Annotated in this window: 16 protein-coding genes; 4 read left to right on the forward strand and 12 right to left on the reverse strand. The window is 73.3% G+C overall.

All coding sequences use genetic code 11. From position 1 onward, the window contains the following. Window positions 1-137 precede the first annotated feature (137 nt). Window positions 138-869: an SDR family oxidoreductase gene (locus ACRYR2_RS22525; RefSeq protein ID WP_432565132.1), complete on the reverse strand. Its 732-nt coding sequence runs from the start codon at window positions 867-869 to the stop codon at window positions 138-140. Window positions 870-974: 105 nt separating this feature from the next. Between ACRYR2_RS22525 and ACRYR2_RS22530 the strand changes: the two genes are divergently transcribed. Further along, window positions 975-1,649: a TetR/AcrR family transcriptional regulator gene (locus ACRYR2_RS22530; RefSeq protein ID WP_432565133.1), complete on the forward strand. Its 675-nt coding sequence runs from the start codon at window positions 975-977 to the stop codon at window positions 1,647-1,649. 183 nt (window positions 1,650-1,832) lie between these two features. Here ACRYR2_RS22530 and ACRYR2_RS22535 read toward each other — a convergent pair whose 3' ends face one another. The 4 genes from ACRYR2_RS22535 to ACRYR2_RS22550 all read right to left on the reverse strand — a co-directional run bounded on the left by ACRYR2_RS22535 (window position 1,833) and on the right by ACRYR2_RS22550 (window position 6,919). Next, window positions 1,833-2,975 (reverse strand): pyridoxal phosphate-dependent aminotransferase, encoded by a 1,143-nt coding sequence (locus tag ACRYR2_RS22535; RefSeq protein ID WP_432565134.1) that lies wholly within the window; start codon window positions 2,973-2,975, stop codon window positions 1,833-1,835. A 94-nt stretch (window positions 2,976-3,069) separates the two neighbouring features. Further along, window positions 3,070-4,641, reverse strand: a complete 1,572-nt coding sequence (locus ACRYR2_RS22540; RefSeq protein WP_432565135.1) for a VOC family protein — start codon at window positions 4,639-4,641, stop codon at window positions 3,070-3,072. Window positions 4,642-4,687: 46 nt separating this feature from the next. Next, entirely contained in the window at window positions 4,688-5,677 is a 990-nt protein-coding gene (locus ACRYR2_RS22545) for an LLM class flavin-dependent oxidoreductase (RefSeq protein WP_432565136.1), read from the reverse strand. A gap of 72 nt (window positions 5,678-5,749) precedes the next feature. After that, window positions 5,750-6,919, reverse strand: a complete 1,170-nt coding sequence (locus tag ACRYR2_RS22550) for an MFS transporter (RefSeq protein ID WP_432565137.1) — start codon at window positions 6,917-6,919, stop codon at window positions 5,750-5,752. A gap of 97 nt (window positions 6,920-7,016) precedes the next feature. Here ACRYR2_RS22550 and ACRYR2_RS22555 point away from each other — a divergent pair, with 97 nt between their 5' ends. Further along, a complete protein-coding gene (locus ACRYR2_RS22555; protein ID WP_432565138.1) occupies window positions 7,017-7,787 on the forward strand; it encodes a methyltransferase domain-containing protein in 771 nt (256 codons plus the stop codon). A 49-nt stretch (window positions 7,788-7,836) separates the two neighbouring features. Further along, window positions 7,837-8,334 (forward strand): hypothetical protein, encoded by a 498-nt coding sequence (locus ACRYR2_RS22560; RefSeq protein ID WP_432565139.1) that lies wholly within the window; start codon window positions 7,837-7,839, stop codon window positions 8,332-8,334. A 16-nt stretch (window positions 8,335-8,350) separates the two neighbouring features. Here ACRYR2_RS22560 and dnaB read toward each other — a convergent pair whose 3' ends face one another. Continuing rightward, window positions 8,351-10,897: a replicative DNA helicase gene (gene dnaB / locus ACRYR2_RS22565; RefSeq protein WP_432565159.1), complete on the reverse strand. Its 2,547-nt coding sequence runs from the start codon at window positions 10,895-10,897 to the stop codon at window positions 8,351-8,353. 528 nt (window positions 10,898-11,425) lie between these two features. Here dnaB and ACRYR2_RS22570 point away from each other — a divergent pair. Next, window positions 11,426-12,718: an MATE family efflux transporter gene (locus ACRYR2_RS22570; RefSeq protein ID WP_432565140.1), complete on the forward strand. Its 1,293-nt coding sequence runs from the start codon at window positions 11,426-11,428 to the stop codon at window positions 12,716-12,718. A 120-nt stretch (window positions 12,719-12,838) separates the two neighbouring features. Here ACRYR2_RS22570 and rplI read toward each other — a convergent pair whose 3' ends face one another. From rplI to ACRYR2_RS22600, 6 genes are all read right to left on the reverse strand, one after another. Further along, window positions 12,839-13,291, reverse strand: coding sequence for a 50S ribosomal protein L9 (gene rplI, locus ACRYR2_RS22575; protein WP_432565141.1), 453 nt, complete (start codon window positions 13,289-13,291; stop codon window positions 12,839-12,841). Between the two features lie 14 nt (window positions 13,292-13,305). Continuing rightward, a complete protein-coding gene (gene rpsR / locus ACRYR2_RS22580) occupies window positions 13,306-13,542 on the reverse strand; it encodes a 30S ribosomal protein S18 (RefSeq protein WP_012085900.1) in 237 nt (78 codons plus the stop codon). Between the two features lie 174 nt (window positions 13,543-13,716). Then, window positions 13,717-14,271, reverse strand: coding sequence for a single-stranded DNA-binding protein (locus tag ACRYR2_RS22585; RefSeq protein WP_432565142.1), 555 nt, complete (start codon window positions 14,269-14,271; stop codon window positions 13,717-13,719). Then, entirely contained in the window at window positions 14,271-14,567 is a 297-nt protein-coding gene (gene rpsF / locus ACRYR2_RS22590) for a 30S ribosomal protein S6 (protein ID WP_432565143.1), read from the reverse strand. Before rpsF ends, ACRYR2_RS22585 begins: the two co-directional genes overlap by 1 nt. 213 nt (window positions 14,568-14,780) lie before the next feature. Then, window positions 14,781-16,187 (reverse strand): glycosyltransferase 87 family protein, encoded by a 1,407-nt coding sequence (locus ACRYR2_RS22595; protein WP_432565144.1) that lies wholly within the window; start codon window positions 16,185-16,187, stop codon window positions 14,781-14,783. A 14-nt stretch (window positions 16,188-16,201) separates the two neighbouring features. Further along, a complete protein-coding gene (locus ACRYR2_RS22600) occupies window positions 16,202-18,493 on the reverse strand; it encodes a transglycosylase domain-containing protein (protein ID WP_432565145.1) in 2,292 nt (763 codons plus the stop codon). Between the last annotated feature and the right edge of the window lie 227 nt (window positions 18,494-18,720).

The raw sequence follows: 18,720 nt of genomic DNA on the forward strand, positions 1-18,720 counted from the left end.
CCCCCCCCCCCCCCCCCCCCCCCCCCCCCCCCCCCCCCCCCCCCCCCCCCCCCCCCCCCCCCCCCCCCCCCCCCCCCCCCCCCCCCCCCCCCCCCCCCCCCCCCCCCCCCCCCCCCCCCCCCCGGGGGGTGGGGCCGTCAGACGATCCCGCCGTTGACGCGCACGACCTGACCGTTGACCCAGCGCCCCGGGCCGGCGAGGAAGGCGACGACCTCGGCGATGTCGGCGGGCTCGCCGAGACGTTCCAGCGGCGGCTGCTGGGCGAGACGCTCGACGGTCTCCTCGTCCTTGCCGTCGAGGAACAGGTCGGTGGCGGTGGGTCCGGGGGCCACGGCGTTGACGGTGACGTCCCGGCCGCGCAGTTCGCGCGCGAGGATCATCGTCACGCCTTCCACCGCGCTCTTGCTGGCGACGTAGGGACCGTAGGTCGGGAACTGCAGACCGACCACGGAGGTCGAGAACGTCACGACCGCTCCCCCGTCGCGCACGCGGCGGGCGGCTTCGCGGGCGACGACGAACGTTCCGCGGACGTTGGTGCGGTGCAGGGCGTCCAGGTCGTCCAGATCGAGGTCGGCGATGGTGGACAGGTGCATCCGGCCGGCCGCGTTCACGACGACGTCGACGCCGCCGAACTCCTCCTGCGCCCGGTCGAACATCGCCGCGACGGCCCGCTCGTCGGCGACGTCGGCCTGGACGGCGACGGCACGGCCCCCGGCCGCGGTGATCTCCCCGACGACCTCGGTGGCCGGCTGCTGCGACCCGGCGTAGCCGACGACGACCGCCTGCCCGCGGGCGGACAGTGTCGTGGCGACGGCCCGGCCGATGCCGCGCGATCCCCCGGTGACGACTGCGACTCGCTGCTCGGTCACGTGCGCGTCCTCTCCGATCTGCGATACGCCTGATGCGTATCGTCGGTACGGTCACCGTAGCAAGCCACGCAGATCAGCGCTACCTCCAACGCGTACCATCGCTACATGGACCAGCGCACCGCGATCCTCGACGCCGCCGAACGACTGCTCGTGGCCTCCGAGGACCACGACGTCGCGACCCGCGCGGTCTGCGAGGCGGCCGGCGTGACCCAGCCGGTGCTGTACCGGCAGTTCGGCGACAAGAAGGGCCTGCTCGACGCCCTCGCCGACACCGGCTTCGACCGGTACTCCGCCCGCAAGGCCGCCCTGCCCGTCAGCGACGACCCGGTGGCCGACCTGCTCGCCGGCTGGGACGACCACACGGCCTTCGCCGTGGCCAACCCGGCGCTGTACCAGTTGATGTTCGTCCCGCGCCCGCGCTCGCAGTCCACGGCCCGCCGGCGCGTCTTCGACCTGCTCGCCGCCACGCTCACCCGGGTCGCCGCGGCCGGCCGGCTCGCGGTCGACGTCGACCACGCCGCTCAGGTGGTCCTGTCGGCCAACGTCGGGGCGGCGCTGAACCGCATCGCCCAGCCGGGACTGTTCGACGAGCGGTTGTCGCAGCGCATGCGCGACACCGTGTTCGCGTCCCTGCTCACGGACGCCCCGCAGCGCGAGGAGAACTCCGGCCTGCCCGCGGCCGCCCACCGGCTGCGGGCCCAGCTGGACCTCACCGAACCGCGAACCCTCGCCCCCGAGGAGACGGCGTTGCTGCGCCGCTGGCTGACCCGCCTGAGCTGATCCGCCTGAGTCGATCCGGGAACTCCTGCGGCCCGGCGGGTCTCACGTGCGGGGCAGCGCTCCCAGCAGCGTCGTCGTGAGGGCCCGCCGCAGCGATTCCTCGAGTTCGGCGTGCAGGACGCCGAGTTCGGGTTCGGCCTCGTAGGCCGCCCGGACGCTCGGCGGTGGTGAACCGTAGGCCCGTCACGACGGGTCGGGCAACCTCGACAGGCCGGTCAGCACGTCCTCGCGGGTCCCGGCCAGCGACACCCGGATCCAGCCCTCGCCGCCGGCACCGAACGCCGTCCCGGGGGCGACGGCGACGCGCCGGTCGAGCAGGAACTCCTCGCACCACGTCGCCACGTCACCCCCGCCGGCGTGCGACACGTCGACCCACAGGTAGAACGCACCGAACGGCCGCTGGTAGCGGATGCCCTTGCCGGACAGCAAGTCACAGGCCGCCTCCAGGTTCCCGCGGTAGTGCTCGCGGGCGTCCGCGACGACCTGCTGGTCGCCCTCCAGCGCCGCCAGCGCGGCGTGCTGGGCGGGGGCGTTGACGCAGCTGACGACGGCCTCCTGCGCGGTGCGCAGCAACTGGTCCCACGCGCGGGGGGCGACGAACCAGCCGACACGGGCGCCCGTCAGCGCGTACGTCTTGGAGAACGAGAACACCGACAGCACCCGCCCGTCGGGGTCGAGCGAGGCGGTGCTGACGTGCGGGACGTCGTAGGTGAACTGCTCGTAGACCTCGTCGGAGATCACCCACAGGTCGTGCCGCGCCGCGAAACCCACCAGCGCACGCAGCACCTCCGCCTCGTACACCGTGCCCAGCGGGTTCGACGGGGAGTTCACCACCAGCACGCGGGTGCGGTCGGTGACGGCCTCCTCGAGCGCGGCCAGGTCGGGCCGGAACCCGTCGTCGGGGTCCAGCCGGTAGGGCACCGGGACCGCGCCGACGTGCCGGGCGGTCATCGAGAAGTTCACGTACCCCGGGTCCGGGACGAGGACCTCGTCCCCGGCGTCGAGGGTGAGCGACATCGCCTGGTGCAGCGCCTGCATCCCACCGGCGGTGACCCACACCTGGTCGGGGTCGACGTCGAGGCCGTTGTCGCGCTGCAGCTTGTGCGCGATGGCCGCGCGCAGCGCCGGGATGCCGCCGTTGGGGGTGTAGTCGGTGACGTCCTCGCGCCACGCCCGCGCCCCCGCGGCCAGCACGTGCGGGGCGACGGGCAGGTCGGGCTCACCGACGTTGAGGAACACCACGTCCTCCAGGCCCTGGGCCAGGTCGAAGATCCGGCGGATGGGCGAGGCGGGGATCGTCAGGGCGTGGGAGGCGATGGACGGCACCCGCCGATGCTAGGACCGCACCGCCGCGACGGACGCCGGCCGGGTCCGCCGCGACGAGGGCGCCCGCGCCCGGCGCCCGGCGCCCGGCGCCCTGTCACGACCCCTCCCGGGCCCTCGTCCCGTCGAGGACCTCGAGGTAGTGGGCGTTGTGCATCAGGCCGAGGATGTTGCCGAAGGGGTCCACGACGGAGGCGCCGGTGAACCCCTCCCCGAACTGCCGGGCCGGCTGGAACAGCGTGGCGCCGAGCTCGAGGGCGCGGGCGACCGCGCCGTCCAGGTCGTCGACGTGCCAGTACAGGACGACCCCGCCGGGCCGGTCGGTGGCCGGAACCCCACCGAGCTGGCCGGCGAACTGCGCGTTGAGGATCCCCAGCTCGTGCTGGTAGTCACCGATGCGGAACTCGGCGTACCAGGGCTGCTCGAAGTACGGCGCCACCCCCAGCAGTTCGGTGTACCAGCGCTTGGCGCCCTCGAAGTCCTGCGCCAGCAGCGCCACGGTCGACATGCCTCGCAACATCGTCTGCTCCTCCGCTCGGTCCGGTGGGACCAGCCTGAGCGCTGGAGTGCTCACCTCCTGAGCCCTTCGGGTGGCAGGGTCCTGCCGCTGCGCGGGCCGGCCCAGGAGTTCACCGACCCTGTCGGCCAGGTCGTCCACCGCCAGCCCGTCGGTGGGCAGCACCACGTCGACGGCGACGGTCGACCCCCGGGCGTGGAGCCACCGCTCGGGGTCGCGCGCGCCGCGCATCTCGTCGCCGGCCAGTTCGGGCGCTTCTCCGCGCAGGCGGGCGCACACCCTCTGGCGCAGCGCGTCCGGCCCGGCGCGCAGCTCGACCACGAGGAGCTCGGAGTTCGCGAACGCCCGCCGGTACGGTGCGGCGTCCTCGACGCGGCCGGTGACGACGAGGGTCGTCGCGCCGGCTTCGCGGTACCGCGCCCACAGCGCCGCGGCCGTTCCCGCGGTGTCCGGGGTGGTGTCCGTGGTGGTGTCCGGGGTGGTGTCCCGGGTGGTGTCCGTGGTGAAGGAGATCTGCTGCAGGTCCAGGTAGGCGGCGCGCCCGGTCCGCGTCAGCGCCAGGAACAGCGCGAAACCCACCGAGGACTTCCCGACGGCCGGTGGTCCGGTCAGCAGGACCACCCGGCCACCGGCGGGGCCGGGGTCGGGGTCGACGGGGAGTTCACGCGCGGGCTCGGGGTCGGTGGCGCGCAGCGCGGCGAGCACGCGGGCCGGAACGTCGTCGCCGGTGCCGTCGACGACCGGGACCGAGTCATGCTGCTCGTTCTCGGCCAGCGCCCGTTCGACGTCGTCGGGGCCGTAGCGACGGTGCAGGCGGACGCGCAGTTCCGCCGGGTCCACGCGCAGCCGGCAGAACGTCACGGGCAGCCCGAGGTGCGCGACGGCCTCGGCCGGACGGTCCAGGACCCCCGAGACGACGACGCGCCCGGCCCCGGCCGCCGCGAACCGGCGGGCCAGGGTGCCGAGCGCTCGCGCTTTCAGACGCTCCCGGCCCGGGTCGTCGGCGGGTTCGGGGTAGCACATGCCGAGCTGGTCGATGTCGACGTACGCCCGCGGGCCGTCGAGGAGGTCGGTGTGCAGGGACCAGCCCACCGTGGACTTGCCGGTGCACGGTGCACCGCAGATCCACCACACCCCCGCGTCGTCGCGCACCCGGTCACGGTAACGACGACCGGAGTGCGCGCTCCACGGGTTTCCGTCAGACGCCGGCGCCCTCGAACGCCTCGGCCAGCAGCTGCACCGACCGCAGGCGGGCGGGCGTCGACAGCGCCTGGTGGGCGACGATGAGTTCGTCCGCGCCGGCCTCGCGCTGGAACTCCTCGAGGTAGGAGCGCACCTCGCCCGGCGTGCCGACGGCGGAGTAGTGCTGCATCTGCTGGACGTGCTGCCCGGCGGCGGTCTGCATGAGGATGTCGACCTCGGCCTCGGTGAAGGTGCGGCCGCGGCCGAACAGGCCGGTGGCGAACCGGCGCTGGACCTGGGCGAACGACTCCCGCGCCGCCTCGGTGGTGTCGGCGGCGACGACGTTCACCCCGGCGATCACGTAGGGCTCGGCGAGCTGCTCGGAGGGCCGGAACTCGTTGCGGTAGGACACGACCGCGGCGCGCAGCTGCTGCGGGGCGAAGTGCGAGGCGAACGCGTAGGGCAGGCCCAGCCGGGCGGCCAGGTGGGCGCCGAAGGTCGAGGAGCCGAGCACGTACAGCGGCACGTTCAGGCCCGACCCGGGGGTGGCGGCCACGCCGGGCACGCGGGACTGGCCGGCGAGGTAGGCGCGCAGTTCGGCGACGTCCTCGGGGAACTGGGCCGACTGGGCCGGGTCGCGGCGCAGGGCGTAGGTCGTCGCCTCGTCCGAGCCGGGCGCGCGGCCCAGGCCCAGGTCGATGCGCCCGGGGTACATCGCCTCCAGGGTGCCGAACTGCTCGGCGATGGCCAGCGGCGAGTGGTTGGGCAGCATCACGCCACCGGCACCGAGCCGGATGCTCTTCGTCTGCGCGCCGATGTGCGCGATGAGCACGGCCGGGGCGGAGGAGGCGATGTGCGGCATGTTGTGGTGCTCGGCGTACCAGACCCGCCGGTAGCCGTGCTCCTCGGCGGCCTGGGCGAGCTGGACGCTGGCCGCGATGCTCTCGCCCGCCGACTGCCCCGGTGCGATCGGAGCGAGGTCGAGGACGGACAGGGCGAGCGACATGAGAGCGACCTTTCGTACCGGTGTGGGCTTCCACGGGGCCCAACCCCACCGACCGCGCCGCGATTCCTCGGATCAGCTGCGGGCGGACACCCGGGCGCACCAGGCACCCAGCAGCGTGACCGCCACGGCGACGGCGAACCCGCCCGCGAGCGTCGTACCCGACGCGACCGCACCCAGGACGACGGGGCCGACGGTGGAGCCCAGCGCCTTGGACACCGACTCCGCGGCGGACACGCTCCCCCGCAGGTCGGGGTACCAGCCCACGACGACGGCGGGACCCAGCGGCATGAGCACCCCCAGCGCCACCCCGAGGCCGACCAGGGCGAGCACCTGGACGACGGCCGACCCGGAGGCGACACCGGCCAGCACGGCCGCGGCCGCCACCGGCAGCGCGGGGTAGGCCCGCGCGAACACCCGCACCGCTGCGGCCCGGGTCAGCAGCACCTCGTCGAGGGAGGCGCCCGCGAACACCCCCAGCGGGATCAGCACGGCCAGCAGGACGCGCTGCCCGAGGCCGGGACCGGCCTGCTGGGAGACGAGGCTGACGGTGTAGTGGGCGGTCTGGATGGCCCAGCCGACGGCCGCACCGGCGAGCAGCAGGAACACCGTCCGGGGTGCGCGCAGCGCGCCGTGCACGTCCGCGGCCAGGGCGTGCAGGCGCGCGGTGGGCGAGGTCCCGGGCAGCGCCGCGCCGGAGGGCATCCGGCGCACGAACGCGGGGGTCAGCGCCAGCACCAGCACGCCGTACCCGACGACCACCCAGGCCCACACCGCCGGTGCACCCAGCCCGGCGGCCGCGGCGCCGAGGGCGAGACCGACCGCCGCGCCCACGCTGGTGGACGTCTGCAGGCGGGAGAAACCCCGCTCCCGGGCGGAGGGGTCGTCGCGGTGGCCGTCGGCCACGACGACGACGGCGCACAGCACGAGGGCACTGCCGGTCACACCGGTCAGGACGCGGGCGAGGACGATGCCGGCGAACCCCGGGTCGGTCAGCAGCGAACCGGACAGCAGGACGTTCAGCACGACCGCCACCGGCAGGACGCGGCGCGGGGAGACGAGGTCGAACAGGGGCCCGAGCAGGACGGTGCCGACCGCGGCCGCCGCGGCGTAGACGCCGACGGACAGGCCGACCTGCTCCACGGACAGGCCCCACCGTTCCCCGAGCACCACCGAGACGGGGATGAACCCCAGCTGCGACAGGGGTGTCAGCGCGACGAGCAGTCCGGGAAGGGCGCCGGGCACGGGTTCTCGTCCTCCAGGGCGTTCGGGGCGCGGCGGCGACGCCCTCGTGCCCGAGGTTGCCACGGGTCCGGGTCCGTCACCCTGCCAGACTGCTCGCGTGGACCTCCTCGGGCGGCTGCGCGCCGCCGGCTGCGTCTACGCCGAACGGGAGGCGGCGCTCCTGCTGGCCGCCCCCGGCGACACCGAGCGCCTCGTCGCCCGCCGGGTCGCGGGCGAACGCCTCGAGGACGTCCTGGGCTGGGCGGCGTTCTGCGGCCGCCGCTACGCCATCGAGCCCGGGGTGTTCGTCCCCCGGCACCGCAGCGAGTTCCTCGTCGACCTCGCCGTCGCCCACGTCCGCCCGGGCGACGTGACCCTGGACCTGGGGTGCGGGACGGGCGCGCTGATCGGCGCGGTGGCCGACCGGGTGCCCGGCCTCGTCGTGCACGCCAGCGACGTGCTGCCCGCCGCGACCGCCTGCGCCCGCCGGAACCTGCCGGGCGCCGGCGTCCACACCGGGGACCTGTTCTCCCCCGTTCCCGCCGGCCTCCGGTTCGACCTCGTCGTCGCGAACGTGCCGTACGTGCCGAGCGCCGAGATCGCCCACCTGCCGGCGGAGATGCGCGAGCGCGAGGACCGCCGGGCGCTGGACGGCGGCCCGGACGGGCTGGACGTGCTGCGCCGGGTGCTCGCCGAGGTCGGGAACCGGCTCACGAGGCGGGGACGGCTGTTCGTGGAACTCGACGAGGAGCAGATCACCCCCGCGGTGGCGGCCGCGCGGGGGCACGGACTGGTCACCGAGGTGGTCGCCGCCCCGGCGGACGGCGACGGGTGGGACCCGGGCGACCGGGAGGACGGCGGTCGGGTGCTGATCGCGCGGCTGGCGTGAGGACCTGCGGTTCGCCGCTCCGCGCGGTCCCGCGTGGTGGACTGACGCCGTGGTCCGGTTGCGTTCGGCGCGCGAGGTGCACCGCACGGCTCTCGAGGTGCTGGGGGCCCAGCGGCGGACCCTGCACGATGCCGGGGTTCCCGGCGAGCTGGTGCTGGTGGGGGCGAGCAGCGTCGAGGGGGCGGTGACCCGCGGCGACGTCGACCTGCACCTGCGGGTTCCAGCGGACTCGTGGCCGCGGGCGCCGGCCCGGCTGGGGCGGTTGCTGCCGGTGGTCCACCCCGGGATTTGGAGTTCCACCCTGGCGACGTTCGACGTGCCCGGGACTCCGTTGCCCACCGGCCTGGCGGTGACGCCGGTGGGTTCGGAGCACGACCTGCGCTTCACCCGCAGCTGGCAGCTGCTGCGCGCCGACCCGCACCTGCTGGCCGAGTTCAACGCCGGCAAGCTCGCGAGCCCCGACGCCGACTACGAACGCCGCAAGGCGGAGTTCTTCGACCACCTGCTGCGGCTGTGGCCCGACCACCCGGCCGGCGGCCGGGCCTGAACGCGGCCGGCGCGTCTCAGGTGGCCATGTCGACGAAGCGCGAGTAGTGGCCCTGGAACGCGACCGTGATCGTGTCGGTGGGGCCGTTGCGGTGCTTGGCGACGATGAAGTCGGCCTCACCCGCGCGCGGGGACTCCTTCTCGTACATGTCTTCCCGGTGCAGCAGGATGACCATGTCCGCATCTTGTTCGATGGAGCCACTTTCGCGCAGGTCGCTGACCATCGGCCGCTTGTCCGTGCGCTGCTCGGGACCGCGGTTCAGCTGCGAGAGCGCGATGACCGGAACCTCGATCTCCTTCGCCAGCAGCTTCAGGGCACGGGAGAACTCCGAGACCTCCTGCTGGCGGGACTCGACGCGCTTGCCGGACGTCATCAGCTGCAGGTAGTCGACGATGACGAGTTTGAGGTCGGCGCGCTGCTTCAACCGCCGGCACTTGGAACGGATCTCCATGAGCGACATGTTCGGCGAGTCGTCGATGTACAGCGGCGCCTCGTTGATCGCCCCCATCGTCCGGGCGAACCGCGTCCAGTCGGCGTCGTCCATGTTCCCCTTGCGCATCTTCTGCAGGGGGACGCGCGCCTCGGCGGACAGCAGGCGCATCGCGATCTCGTTGCGGCCCATCTCCAGGGAGAAGATGACCGACGCCAGACCGTGCTTGATCGAGGCGGCGCGGGCGATGTCGAGTCCCAGCGTCGAGTTGTGCGTCGGGATCATCGAGCGGCCGGCGAGGTAGAGGTGGTCGTCGTTCGACACCTCGACGCATCGGACGGGCACGGAGTCGATGCGGCGGACGTCGGTGATGAACCGACTGTTGCGGCGCTGGAACTGGCGCTGGCGGCGGTCCTTGTGCACCAGACGCTTGCGTTCCAGACGGAAGACGTCGTCATCGGTGCTGAAGGTGATGGTGAAGGCCGTCGAGGAGTCGGCACTTCGGCCACGTACGACCTTCTCACTCCACCCGGTGCGGTAGCCGAGGCTGTGGAGGAGTTCTCGGACATCCTCCGCAAGGCGTCGAGACGTCACCGCGAACTGGACTGTCCCGCTGGGAGCCACGGTCCCGTCGGTGTCCAGCAGCCCGGCGAGCAGAGCACGCCGCTGTCCTTCCGAAGCACGAAGGTAATCGCCGGGGATGTGCTTGTTTCCGAGCACTCCAGCCGTCCGCAAGCGCGCCTGTAGGGTTCCGTGCTCGGCACGGCAGTACGAGCACAACGCCAACCCGCTCGAAGGCTGCCCGCAAGACGGGCACGTCGGCGGGACGCTGAAGCCACCGATGCCTTTGGACCGACCACCGCAGCTCCGGCCGCACGTCTTCACCTGCGACGTGTGCGGGACGAATTCCACCCCGCAAACGACGCAGGTCTTCGTCGCGACGTCGCTCTCGGGCAACCGGAGCGAGTATCCGAGGCGACCGAAGGGACGTAGCTCCAGCCCCTCGGCCTCCAGCAGGACGACCATCTCGGCGTCCGCGGTGGTGATTCGAGCAGCAGCGCTGTGCCCGTCCCCCAGCCATGCGCCCAGTACGTACGGCGTCACCAGGAATTCACGCTCGGGCAGCTGAACCGGGCGGGCCAGCTCCACGGCGTGGTTCAGTCGCTTCTCGACCGTTCCGCTGTGGAGCGTGGCGGCGATCTCCTCGGTGGTCTTGACCGAGTCGAAGATGCGCTGGTTGCGGGTGCCCCCAAGTCCTGTTGCAGCCGCGTGCGCGGACTTCCGCGAGCTACGAGTACTGGTGAACCACTGGTGCTGCCCGTCCGCGACGATCACGCTGCCGTCGGAGAACTCCACCTCGTAGCACGGGCGGTCCACCATCACCTCGGTCGCGGCGACGACCGTCGTGGGGTGGCCGTCCGCGCCGATCAACTGGTCCCCGACCGCGACCTCGCCCATCGTCGTCCAGCCGGTGGGCGTGGGCAGGGGCGTGTCGAGCGCGAGCGCCTTCCCGACCGCCGGCCGGGCCGCGATGACGATCATCTGCCCCGGGTGCAGGCCGTTCGTCAGGCTGTCGAGGTCGGCGAAGCCCGTCGGCACCCCGACCATGCCCTCCCCGCGGTGCGCGCTGGCCTCGATCTCGTCGATCGTGCCCTCGATGACGTCGCCGAGGACGGCGTAGTCCTCCTTGGTCCGCTTCTCGGTGACGGCGTACATCTCGGCCTGGGCGGAGTTCACGACGGCCTCGACGTCCATGCCGTCGGCGCCGTAGCCCATCTGCACGATGCGGGTGCCGGCCTCGACGAGGCGGCGCAGGACGGCGCGCTCGGCCACGATCCGCGCGTAGAACGCGGCGTTCGCGGCGGTCGGGACGGTGGAGATGAGGTCGTGCAGGTAGGGCGTGCCGCCGACGCGGGTCAGCTCGCCCTTGTTGGTCAGCTCGGCCGAGACGGTGACCGGGTCGGCCGGTTCGCCGCGCGAGTACAGGTCGAGGATGGCGTCGTAGATGAGCTCGTGCGCGGGGCGGTAGAAGTCCTGGCTCTTGAGGACCTCGACGACGTCGGCGATGGCGTCCTTGGACAGCATCATCCCGCCGAGGACGCCCTGCTCGGCGGCGATGTCCTGCGGGGGCATCCGGTCGAAGGAGGCGCCCTCGCTGCGGTCGCCGCGGTCGCCGCGCTTCCCGCGCCCGCCGCGTCCCCCGCGGCCGCCGCGCCCACCGTCGTCGTCGGGGACGTCGTAGTCGGCTGGTGGCTCGTCGTACGTGGTCACTGCGGCAAGCCCCTCTTCCCCCAGAGCCGTCCCCGCGACGATCTCTCGTCGGCAAGGTCTACGGGACGGCTCCGACACGTCCCTGCGGCACAGTGACCGATGACGTGGCGAGCGGTCAAACGGGCCTGTGCACAGACCGGTGGACAGCCTGTGGATGGCATGGGGACCGTTGTGCACAGGGGGTGGACAACCCTGGGGACAACCGCCGGGCTGTCGGTGGACGCAGCCGACCGCACGTCACTGACCTGCGACGATGTCGGCCGCGGGTTGTCCACGCGGTGTGGAGACGAGAAGAATCGTCCGGACGAGGGGAAGTCGGTTCTGTTGCGATCAGGTAACGGCGTGTCACGGCGTCTCAAGGTTGCCGAGCGCGACGCCGAAATCCTCAGGTTGGCCGTTCCCGCCCTGGGCGCACTGGTCGCGGAGCCGCTCTTCCTGCTGGCCGACTCGGCCATCGTGGCTCGGCTGGGGACCCTGCCGCTGGCCGGCCTGGGCATCGCCGGTGCCGCCCTGACCACCGCCGTCAGCGTCTTCGTCTTCCTCGCCTACGGCACCACCGCGTCCGTCGCGCGCCGTCTCGGGGCCGGCGACACGAAGGGTGCGCTGAGCCAGGGCGTCGACGGGATGTGGCTGGCGCTCGGCCTCGGCAGCGTCGTGGCGGTCGGGCTGTGGCTGGGGTCCGGGCCCGTCGTCGACCTCCTCGGCGTCAGCGAGGCGGCCCGTCCGTACGCGCTGACCTACCTGCACTGGAGCCTGCCCGGGCTGCCCGGGATGCTCGTCGTCCTGGCCGCCACGGGCGTGCTGCGGGGGTTGCAGGACACCCGCACGCCGCTGGTGGTCGCCGCAGCCGGGGCCGTCCTCAACGCCGTCCTGAACCTGCTGCTGGTCCACGGCGTCGGCTGGGGCATCGCCGGCTCGGCCGTCGGGACGGCGACGACGCAGGTCCTCATGGCGGTCGCGCTCGCCGCGGTCGTCGCGCGCGGGGTCGTGCGGACCGGCGCGCGGGTCCGTCCGCACCCGGTGGGCGTCCTGCGCAACGCCCTCGACGGCGTCCCGCTGCTCGTGCGGACCGTCACGCTGCGGGTGGCCGCGCTGCTGACGACGTTCGTCGCCGCCGCCCAGGGTGACGCCGGCATCGCCGCACACCAGGTCGCGAACACGCTGTGGACGACGACGGCCCTGGCGCTGGACGCCCTCGCGATCGCCGCGCAGGCGCTCGTCGGACGCTCCCTCGGCGCCGGGGACGTCGCCGGGGTGCGGGCGACGATCCGCCGGATGGTCCAGTGGGGCGTCGCCGTCGGCGTCGTCCTGGGGCTCGTCCTCGGCCTGGCCAGCCCGCTCGTCGCCGGCTTCTTCGCCCCCGAGGCGGAGGTCCGCAGCTACCTCACCGCGGCCGTCGTCGTCCTGGCCGTCTGCCTGCCGGCCGCCGGCTGGGTGTTCGTCCTCGACGGGGTGCTCATCGGTGCCGGTGACGGCCGCTACCTGGCGGGGGCCGGCGTCGCGACCCTGGCCTGCTACGTCCCGGCGGCGCTGGCCGTGCTGTGGCTGGCGCCGACCGGCCGGGCGGGGCTGGTGTGGCTGTGGATCGCGTTCGCCGGTCTGTACACGCTGGCGCGGCTGGTGACGCTGGTGCGGCGCGAACGTCAGGACGCCTGGATGGTCACCGGCGCCGACACGCGCTGAGGGCGCGGCAGGGGCGGCCACCCGGTTCGGCGGGGTCCCCGCGGCGCGGGGGCGGGAACGCCGGAGACCGGCCGCACCTCACGGGTGCGACCGGCCTCCGGTCGAACAGCTGAGCCTGTCTCAGGCGGTGGCCTCGACGACGTCGATGGTCACCGTCGCGGAGACGTCCGCGTGCAGACGGACGAGAGCCTTGTGCGTGCCGGTCGTCTTGATCGGCTGCAGGATCTCGACCTTGCGCTTGTCGACCGACGGGCCGCCGGCGGCCGTGACGGCCTGGGCGATGTCGGCCGGCGTGACGGCACCGAACAGACGGCCGCCCTGGCCGGCGCGGGCGGCGAACGCCACCGTGCGGGCCTCGAGCGACTGCTTGACGGCCTTCGCCTCGTCGAGGCTGGCGATCTCGCGGGTCTTGCGAGCCTTGCGGATCGTCTCGACCTGCTTCTCGCCGCCCTTGGTCCACGGGGTGGCCAGGTTGCGCGGGATCAGGAAGTTGCGGCCGTAGCCGTCCTTGACCTCGACGACGTCACCGGGAGCACCGAGACCGGTGACCTCGTGGGTGAGGATGAGCTTCATCTCGTTCCCCCTCCTCAGCGGGCGGAGCTGCTGTAGGGCAGCAGCGCCATCTCGCGGGCGTTCTTGATCGCCTTGGCGATCTGCCGCTGCTCCTGCACGGACACGCCCGTCACGCGACGCGCGCGGATCTTGCCGCGGTCGGAGATGAACTTGCGCAGCAGCGCGGTGTCCTTGTAGTCGACCGCCTCGATCTTGGCGGCCTTCAGCGGGTTCTGCTTCTTCTTGGGCTTGCGCACGGGCACCTTGGCCATCGTGGTGCTCCCCTCTCGTGAGAGCCCAGGTTTCTACGCCTGGGATGACGTTCTGTGTGCGACCCGGCTGACCACGACGCCGTCGTGGACGGTGTCGTGGTCGTCAGGTCGTTGAGAGCCGGCGCGGGGAGGACTCGCCTCCGCGGCACCGGTCTCGTGTGGTGGTGCGGTCGATCAGAAGGGCGGGTCGTCGTTGGACGCGCCGCCCCAGCCGCCGCCGCCCTGGCTCCCGCCGGACGGGCCGGTGGCCCAGGGGTCGTCCTGCTGCGCCGGGGCGCTGCCGCCGGAGCCGCCGCCCCAACCGCCGCCACCGCCACCGGAGCCGCCGCCGGAGAAACCGCCTCCGCCGCCGCCCCCACCGCCGCGCGAGGTCTTGTTGACCTTCGCGGTGGCGTAGCGCAGCGACGGGCCGACCTCGTCGACCTGCATCTCGATGACGGTGCGCTTCTCGCCTTCCTTCGTGTCGAAGGTGCGGGACTGCAAGCGGCCCGTCACCACGACCCGAGTGCCGCGCGTCAGGGACTCGGCGACGTTCTCCGCCGCCTCGCGCCAGATCGCGCAACGCATGAACAGCGTCTCGCCGTCCTTCCACTCGTTCGACTGACGGTCGAACGTGCGGGGCGTCGAGGCGACCGTGAAGTTGGCCACCGCGGCACCGGAGGGGGTGAAGCGCAGTTCGGGGTCGTTGGTGAGGTTCCCGATCAGCGTGATGACGGTTTCACCCGCCATCAGGCAGCCTCGGCTCGCAGCAGCTTCGTACGCAGCACGCCCTCGTTGAGGTTCAGCTGACGGTCCAGTTCCTGGGCCACGGCCGGCTCGGTGGTGAGCTCGATGACCGCGTAGATGCCCTCGGACTTCTTCTTGATGTCGTAGGAGAGCCGGCGGCGACCCCAGATGTCGACCTTGCCGACCTCGCCACCACCCTGGCGAACCACGTTCAGGAAGCGGTCGAGGGACGGGGCGACCGTCCGTTCTTCCAGCTCCGCGTCGAGGATCACCATGAGCTCGTACTGACGCGCGCTCATTCCCCACCTCCTTCGGTCTCAGGCGGCCACGGTCTCTCCGTGGCAGGAGGGTCTCGGTGTGCGTCGCCCCCACCCCACCGTGTGCACGGACGGGCGGAGGACCAGACGAGTCTACCGGCCCCACGGCGCCCACTGTGCCGCAGCGGACCGGCGCACCCTGCCGGGCAGGCCCCGTCATCCACAGCCGGGCGCCGCCGGCGGGCCTGTGCACGCTCAGGCGACGCGCACCACGAGGGCGTCGGGTGCCCGGTCGAAGTCGCCACCGGAGGGGTCGTCGAGGCCGCGGGTGGCGCGGACGGCGTCGTCGTGCGGGTTCTTGACGTCGCGCACCACGCACACGACCAGCCACGCCACCGCCCCCAGCCGCAGCAGCAGGAACAGCGCGTACAGCTCCGGCGGCAGCGCCCGGTCGGTGTCGCTCTGCCCGGCGATGAACAGCCAGACGGCGGCGAAGTAGGCGGCCTCGGCCGCCCACCACACGAGGTGCTCGCGCCAGCGCGGCACCGCGAGCGCCGCCAGCGGCAGCAGCCACAGCGAGGCCTGCGGCGGGAAGGCCGCGCCGAGGACGCAGAACCCGGCCACGAGCAGGAAGGCGACCTGCACCAGCCGCGGCCGGCGTGGTGCCCACAGCACGAACAGCGCCACCAGCAGCGTCCACACCACCCAGGCGCCGATGGTCAGGACGACGACGGCTCCGCCGGGCAGACCGGAGGTGACCTCGGCGCCCACGGCCTGCTGGGCCAGCTGCGGCAGCACCCACAGCGATCCGTACCCGGCCTGCTGGTCGAAGAAGGCCGACAGGTACGCGGACCAGCCCCGGGCGTCGACGAGGGCGAAGGGCAGGTCGACCGCCAACCACGCCGCCAGCGCCGACAGCACCGTGACCGCGGCCGCCCGGTGGCGTCCGGTGCGCAGCGCCAGCAGCCCGATCGCCAGCAGCAGCAGGACGGGGTAGGTGCGGGCGGCGACGGCCAGCCCGAGCAGGATCCCCGCCGCCACCGGCCGGCGGTGCGCCCAGCACGCCAGCCCGGCCGTGGCCAGCGCGACGGCCACCAGGTCGAAGGAGAGCAGGCCGCTGAGCACCAGCACGGGACTGACCGCGACCAGCAGGGTGTCCCAGCCGCGGCGCCGGCCGGTCGTGGCCCACACCGCCACGACCACGACGAGGGCGGCCAGGACGAGCAGGACCGAGGCCAGGTCGAAGTAGGCGCGCTGCGCGGCGACGGTCACCTCGTGCGGGGTCAGCCGGCCCACCAGCCAGGCCAGCACCGACGTCAGCGGCGGCTGGTTCAGCGAGACGCCGTCGGCGTAGGGCCCGAGGCCACCGGCCAGGCCCGAGGAGGTGTAGACGACGGGCAGGTCGGAGTAGCAGGCGTGCACGAACTGGTCGGGGGTGTTCCAGCCCTGCGCGCGGCAGTGGTGCTTGCTCGCCGCCCCGGCGGCGACCGCGACCGCGGCCAGGGCCACCGAGACCGGCAGCGCCCGCGCCCACCAGGGACCGTCGCCGCCCAGCCGGCGCCCGGCCGGGCCACCGAGGAACTCGCTGCCGGCGCGGGCCAGGGGGTCGACCGTCGTGGGCGGTACCGACGGGACCTCCGGACGAGGGGTGCTCGTGCTCACCCCGTCAGCTTCCCCTACTGCGCGCTCTGCGCGTCGTCGGCGTCCACGCTGGGACTCCCGCTCGCGCCACCGACGGCTCCGGTGTCGGAGTCGGCGTCCTGCGAGCCCTGGTCCGAGCTCGCGTCCTCGTCGCCGTTCCCGCCGCCACCACCGGCGGAGCTGGAGGTGCTCGAGGAGGTGGGGTTGGACGTGCTCGAGGAGGACCCCGACGGCGACCCCGACGGCGACCCCGACGGCGTGCTGGTCGGGGTGTCGGTGGGGGTGTCGGTCGGGGTGTCGGTCGGGGTGGCGGTCGGCGACTGCGTGGCCGTGAAGGTCGGCGACTGCGTGCGGGTCGACGTCGAGGTCTGGCTGGAGGACGAACCGCGCGAGGAGCCGACGTTCGCCCGGTCGGGGAAGTCCTGCTCCTCGACCCCGTCGAGGGCGGCGCGCATGAACGCCGTCCAGATCCGCACCGGGTAGGAGCCGCCGGTGACCTCACCGCCGCCGAGGTCGAGCTTGACGTTGCTCGTGCCGTCGGGGGTCGTCTGGAACAGGGCGACGGATGCGGCGAGGTTGGGGGTGAACCCGGCGAACCAGGCCGACTTGTTGTCGTTCGACGTCCCGGTCTTGCCCGCGGCCGGACGGCCCAGGCGCTTGGCGTAGGAGCCGGTGCCGGACTGCACGACCTGCTCGAGCGCGTAGGTGGTGTCGGCCATGACGTCGGCGGCGAACGCCTGCGTCGTGTCGGGCGAGGCGGTGTACGTCCGGGTGCCGGTCGCGTCGTCGATGCTGGCGATGGTGTGCGCCTTGCGGTACGTGCCCTGCGCCGCGAAGGTCGCGTAGGCCTGGGTCACGTCGAGCGGGCGCGGCGAGGCGGTGCCCAGCACGTTGGAGATGTAGCTGGTCAGGCCGGAGGTCCCGTCGGGGTAGCCGGCCCGCACGGCCACCTCGCGGGTCTTCTCCGGGGTGACCTCCTCGTTCAGCTGCCCGTAGACGGTGTTGACGGAGTGCTCGGTGGCGGTGACCAGGTCGATGCGGCCGAACTGCTCGTCGCCGAAGTTCTCCACCGGCCAGTCGTCGATCGTCTGCGGGCTGCTGCCGTTGAAGGTGGTGCGCAGGGACATGCCCTGCTCCAGCGCCGCGACGAGCGCGAACGGCTTGAACGTCGAGCCCGCCTGGGCGGTGGCCTGCGTCACGTCGTTGTACTGGGTCGTGAGGTAGTCCGCGCCGCCGTACATCGCCGTGACGCCGCCGGTCGCGGGGTCGACCGCGGACAGCGCGACGTGGAAGCCCTCGGGACGCTTGGACGGCAGCTGGTCGTTCACGGCCTCGACGGCGGCGGCCTGCGCCTTCGCGTCGAACGTCGTCGTGATCTTCAGCCCGCCGCGCTGGACCTCCTCCTCGGTCAGCCCGACGGTGCCCGTCAGCTCGTCCTCGACCGTCTTCAGCAGGTAGCCGTTCGGGCCGGACCACTGCGTGCTCTCGACCTTCTCGATCGTCTCCGGCAGGCCGGCGGCGTCGCGGTCGGCCTGGGACAGCCAGCCCTGGGAGACCATGCCGTCCAGCACGTAGCCGACGCGGGAGGCGGCGGCCGCGGCCTGCTCCTCGCCCTTGCGCGGGTCGTAGTTGCCGGGGCCCTTGAGCAGCGCCGCGAGCAGCGCTCCCTGGGAGACGTCCAGCTGGCTGGCGTCCACCCCGAAGTAGGCCTGCGAGGCGGCCTGGATGCCGTAGGCGCCGCGGCCGAAGTACACGGTGTTGAGGTAGTTGACGAGGGTCTCGTCCTTCGTCTGCTGCTGGTCGATCTTCAGCGCGATGAAGAACTCCTTGACCTTCCGCGTGTACGACTGCTCGGAGGACAGGTAGTAGTTCTTGACGTACTGCTGGGTCAGCGTGGACCCGCCCTGGCTGGTGCCGTCGCTGACGTTGCTCCACAGCGCGCGGGCGATGCCGGTGGGCGAGACGCCGCGGTTCTCGTAGAAGCTGCGGTCCTCGGCGGCCAGCACGGCCTTCTGCACGTGGTCGGGGACCTGGTCGAGGGTGACGTTCTCGCGGTTGACCGCGGCGAAGGTGCCCAGCTCGGTGGTGCCGTCGGCGTAGTAGACGGTGCTGATCTGCGCGTCGGCGAGCTCGTTGGGGTCGGGGACCTTGACCAGTGCGTAGGCCGCGGCGAAGCCGCCGACGGCGAGCGCCACCCCGGCCACGAACAGCCCGATCAGCCAGCCCAGGACCAGCCGGCGCCGCGGGCGCCGGCGTGGGGCGGGGGCAGGGCCCCGCCGGCCCGAGGGGCGGTTCGGCGGGGCGGGAGCGGGGCGTCGCGAAGCCACGTCTGTCTGGTCCTCCGGCGGTCGGGCGCTCCGGCGGGCTCGGGAGCTCGACCGGTCGCGGCTGCGGTGCTGCCCATCCATCGGCAGCGGCCGGCGCGGTCTTCGGGCGCCCCGCTGCGCACGGTGCGCACGGTCGTCCCCGCGTCGGCGACCGTCCCAGTATGCGTGGCTCCTCCCACCGCGCCCGCCCCCCGGGGTGGGCCGGACGGGTGTGCACGACACCTCCA

It is taken from the genome of Kineococcus deserti, assembly GCF_050871945.1.
Lineage (GTDB): Bacteria > Actinomycetota > Actinomycetes > Actinomycetales > Kineococcaceae > Kineococcus.

Excerpts from the sequence above, each read along its gene's own strand:
- ACRYR2_RS22530 (WP_432565133.1), top strand. The coding sequence starts at position 975 with ATGGACCAGCGCACCGCGATCCTCGACGCCGCCGAACGACTGCTCGTG.
- ACRYR2_RS22545 (WP_432565136.1), bottom strand. The coding sequence starts at position 5,677 with ATGTCGCTCGCCCTGTCCGTCCTCGACCTCGCTCCGATCGCACCGGGG.
- dnaB (WP_432565159.1), bottom strand. The coding sequence starts at position 10,897 with ATGCCCCCGCAGGACATCGCCGCCGAGCAGGGCGTCCTCGGCGGGATG.
- rplI (WP_432565141.1), bottom strand. The coding sequence starts at position 13,291 with ATGAAGCTCATCCTCACCCACGAGGTCACCGGTCTCGGTGCTCCCGGT.
- rpsR (WP_012085900.1), bottom strand. The coding sequence starts at position 13,542 with ATGGCCAAGGTGCCCGTGCGCAAGCCCAAGAAGAAGCAGAACCCGCTG.
- ACRYR2_RS22585 (WP_432565142.1), bottom strand. The coding sequence starts at position 14,271 with ATGGCGGGTGAAACCGTCATCACGCTGATCGGGAACCTCACCAACGAC.
- rpsF (WP_432565143.1), bottom strand. The coding sequence starts at position 14,567 with ATGAGCGCGCGTCAGTACGAGCTCATGGTGATCCTCGACGCGGAGCTG.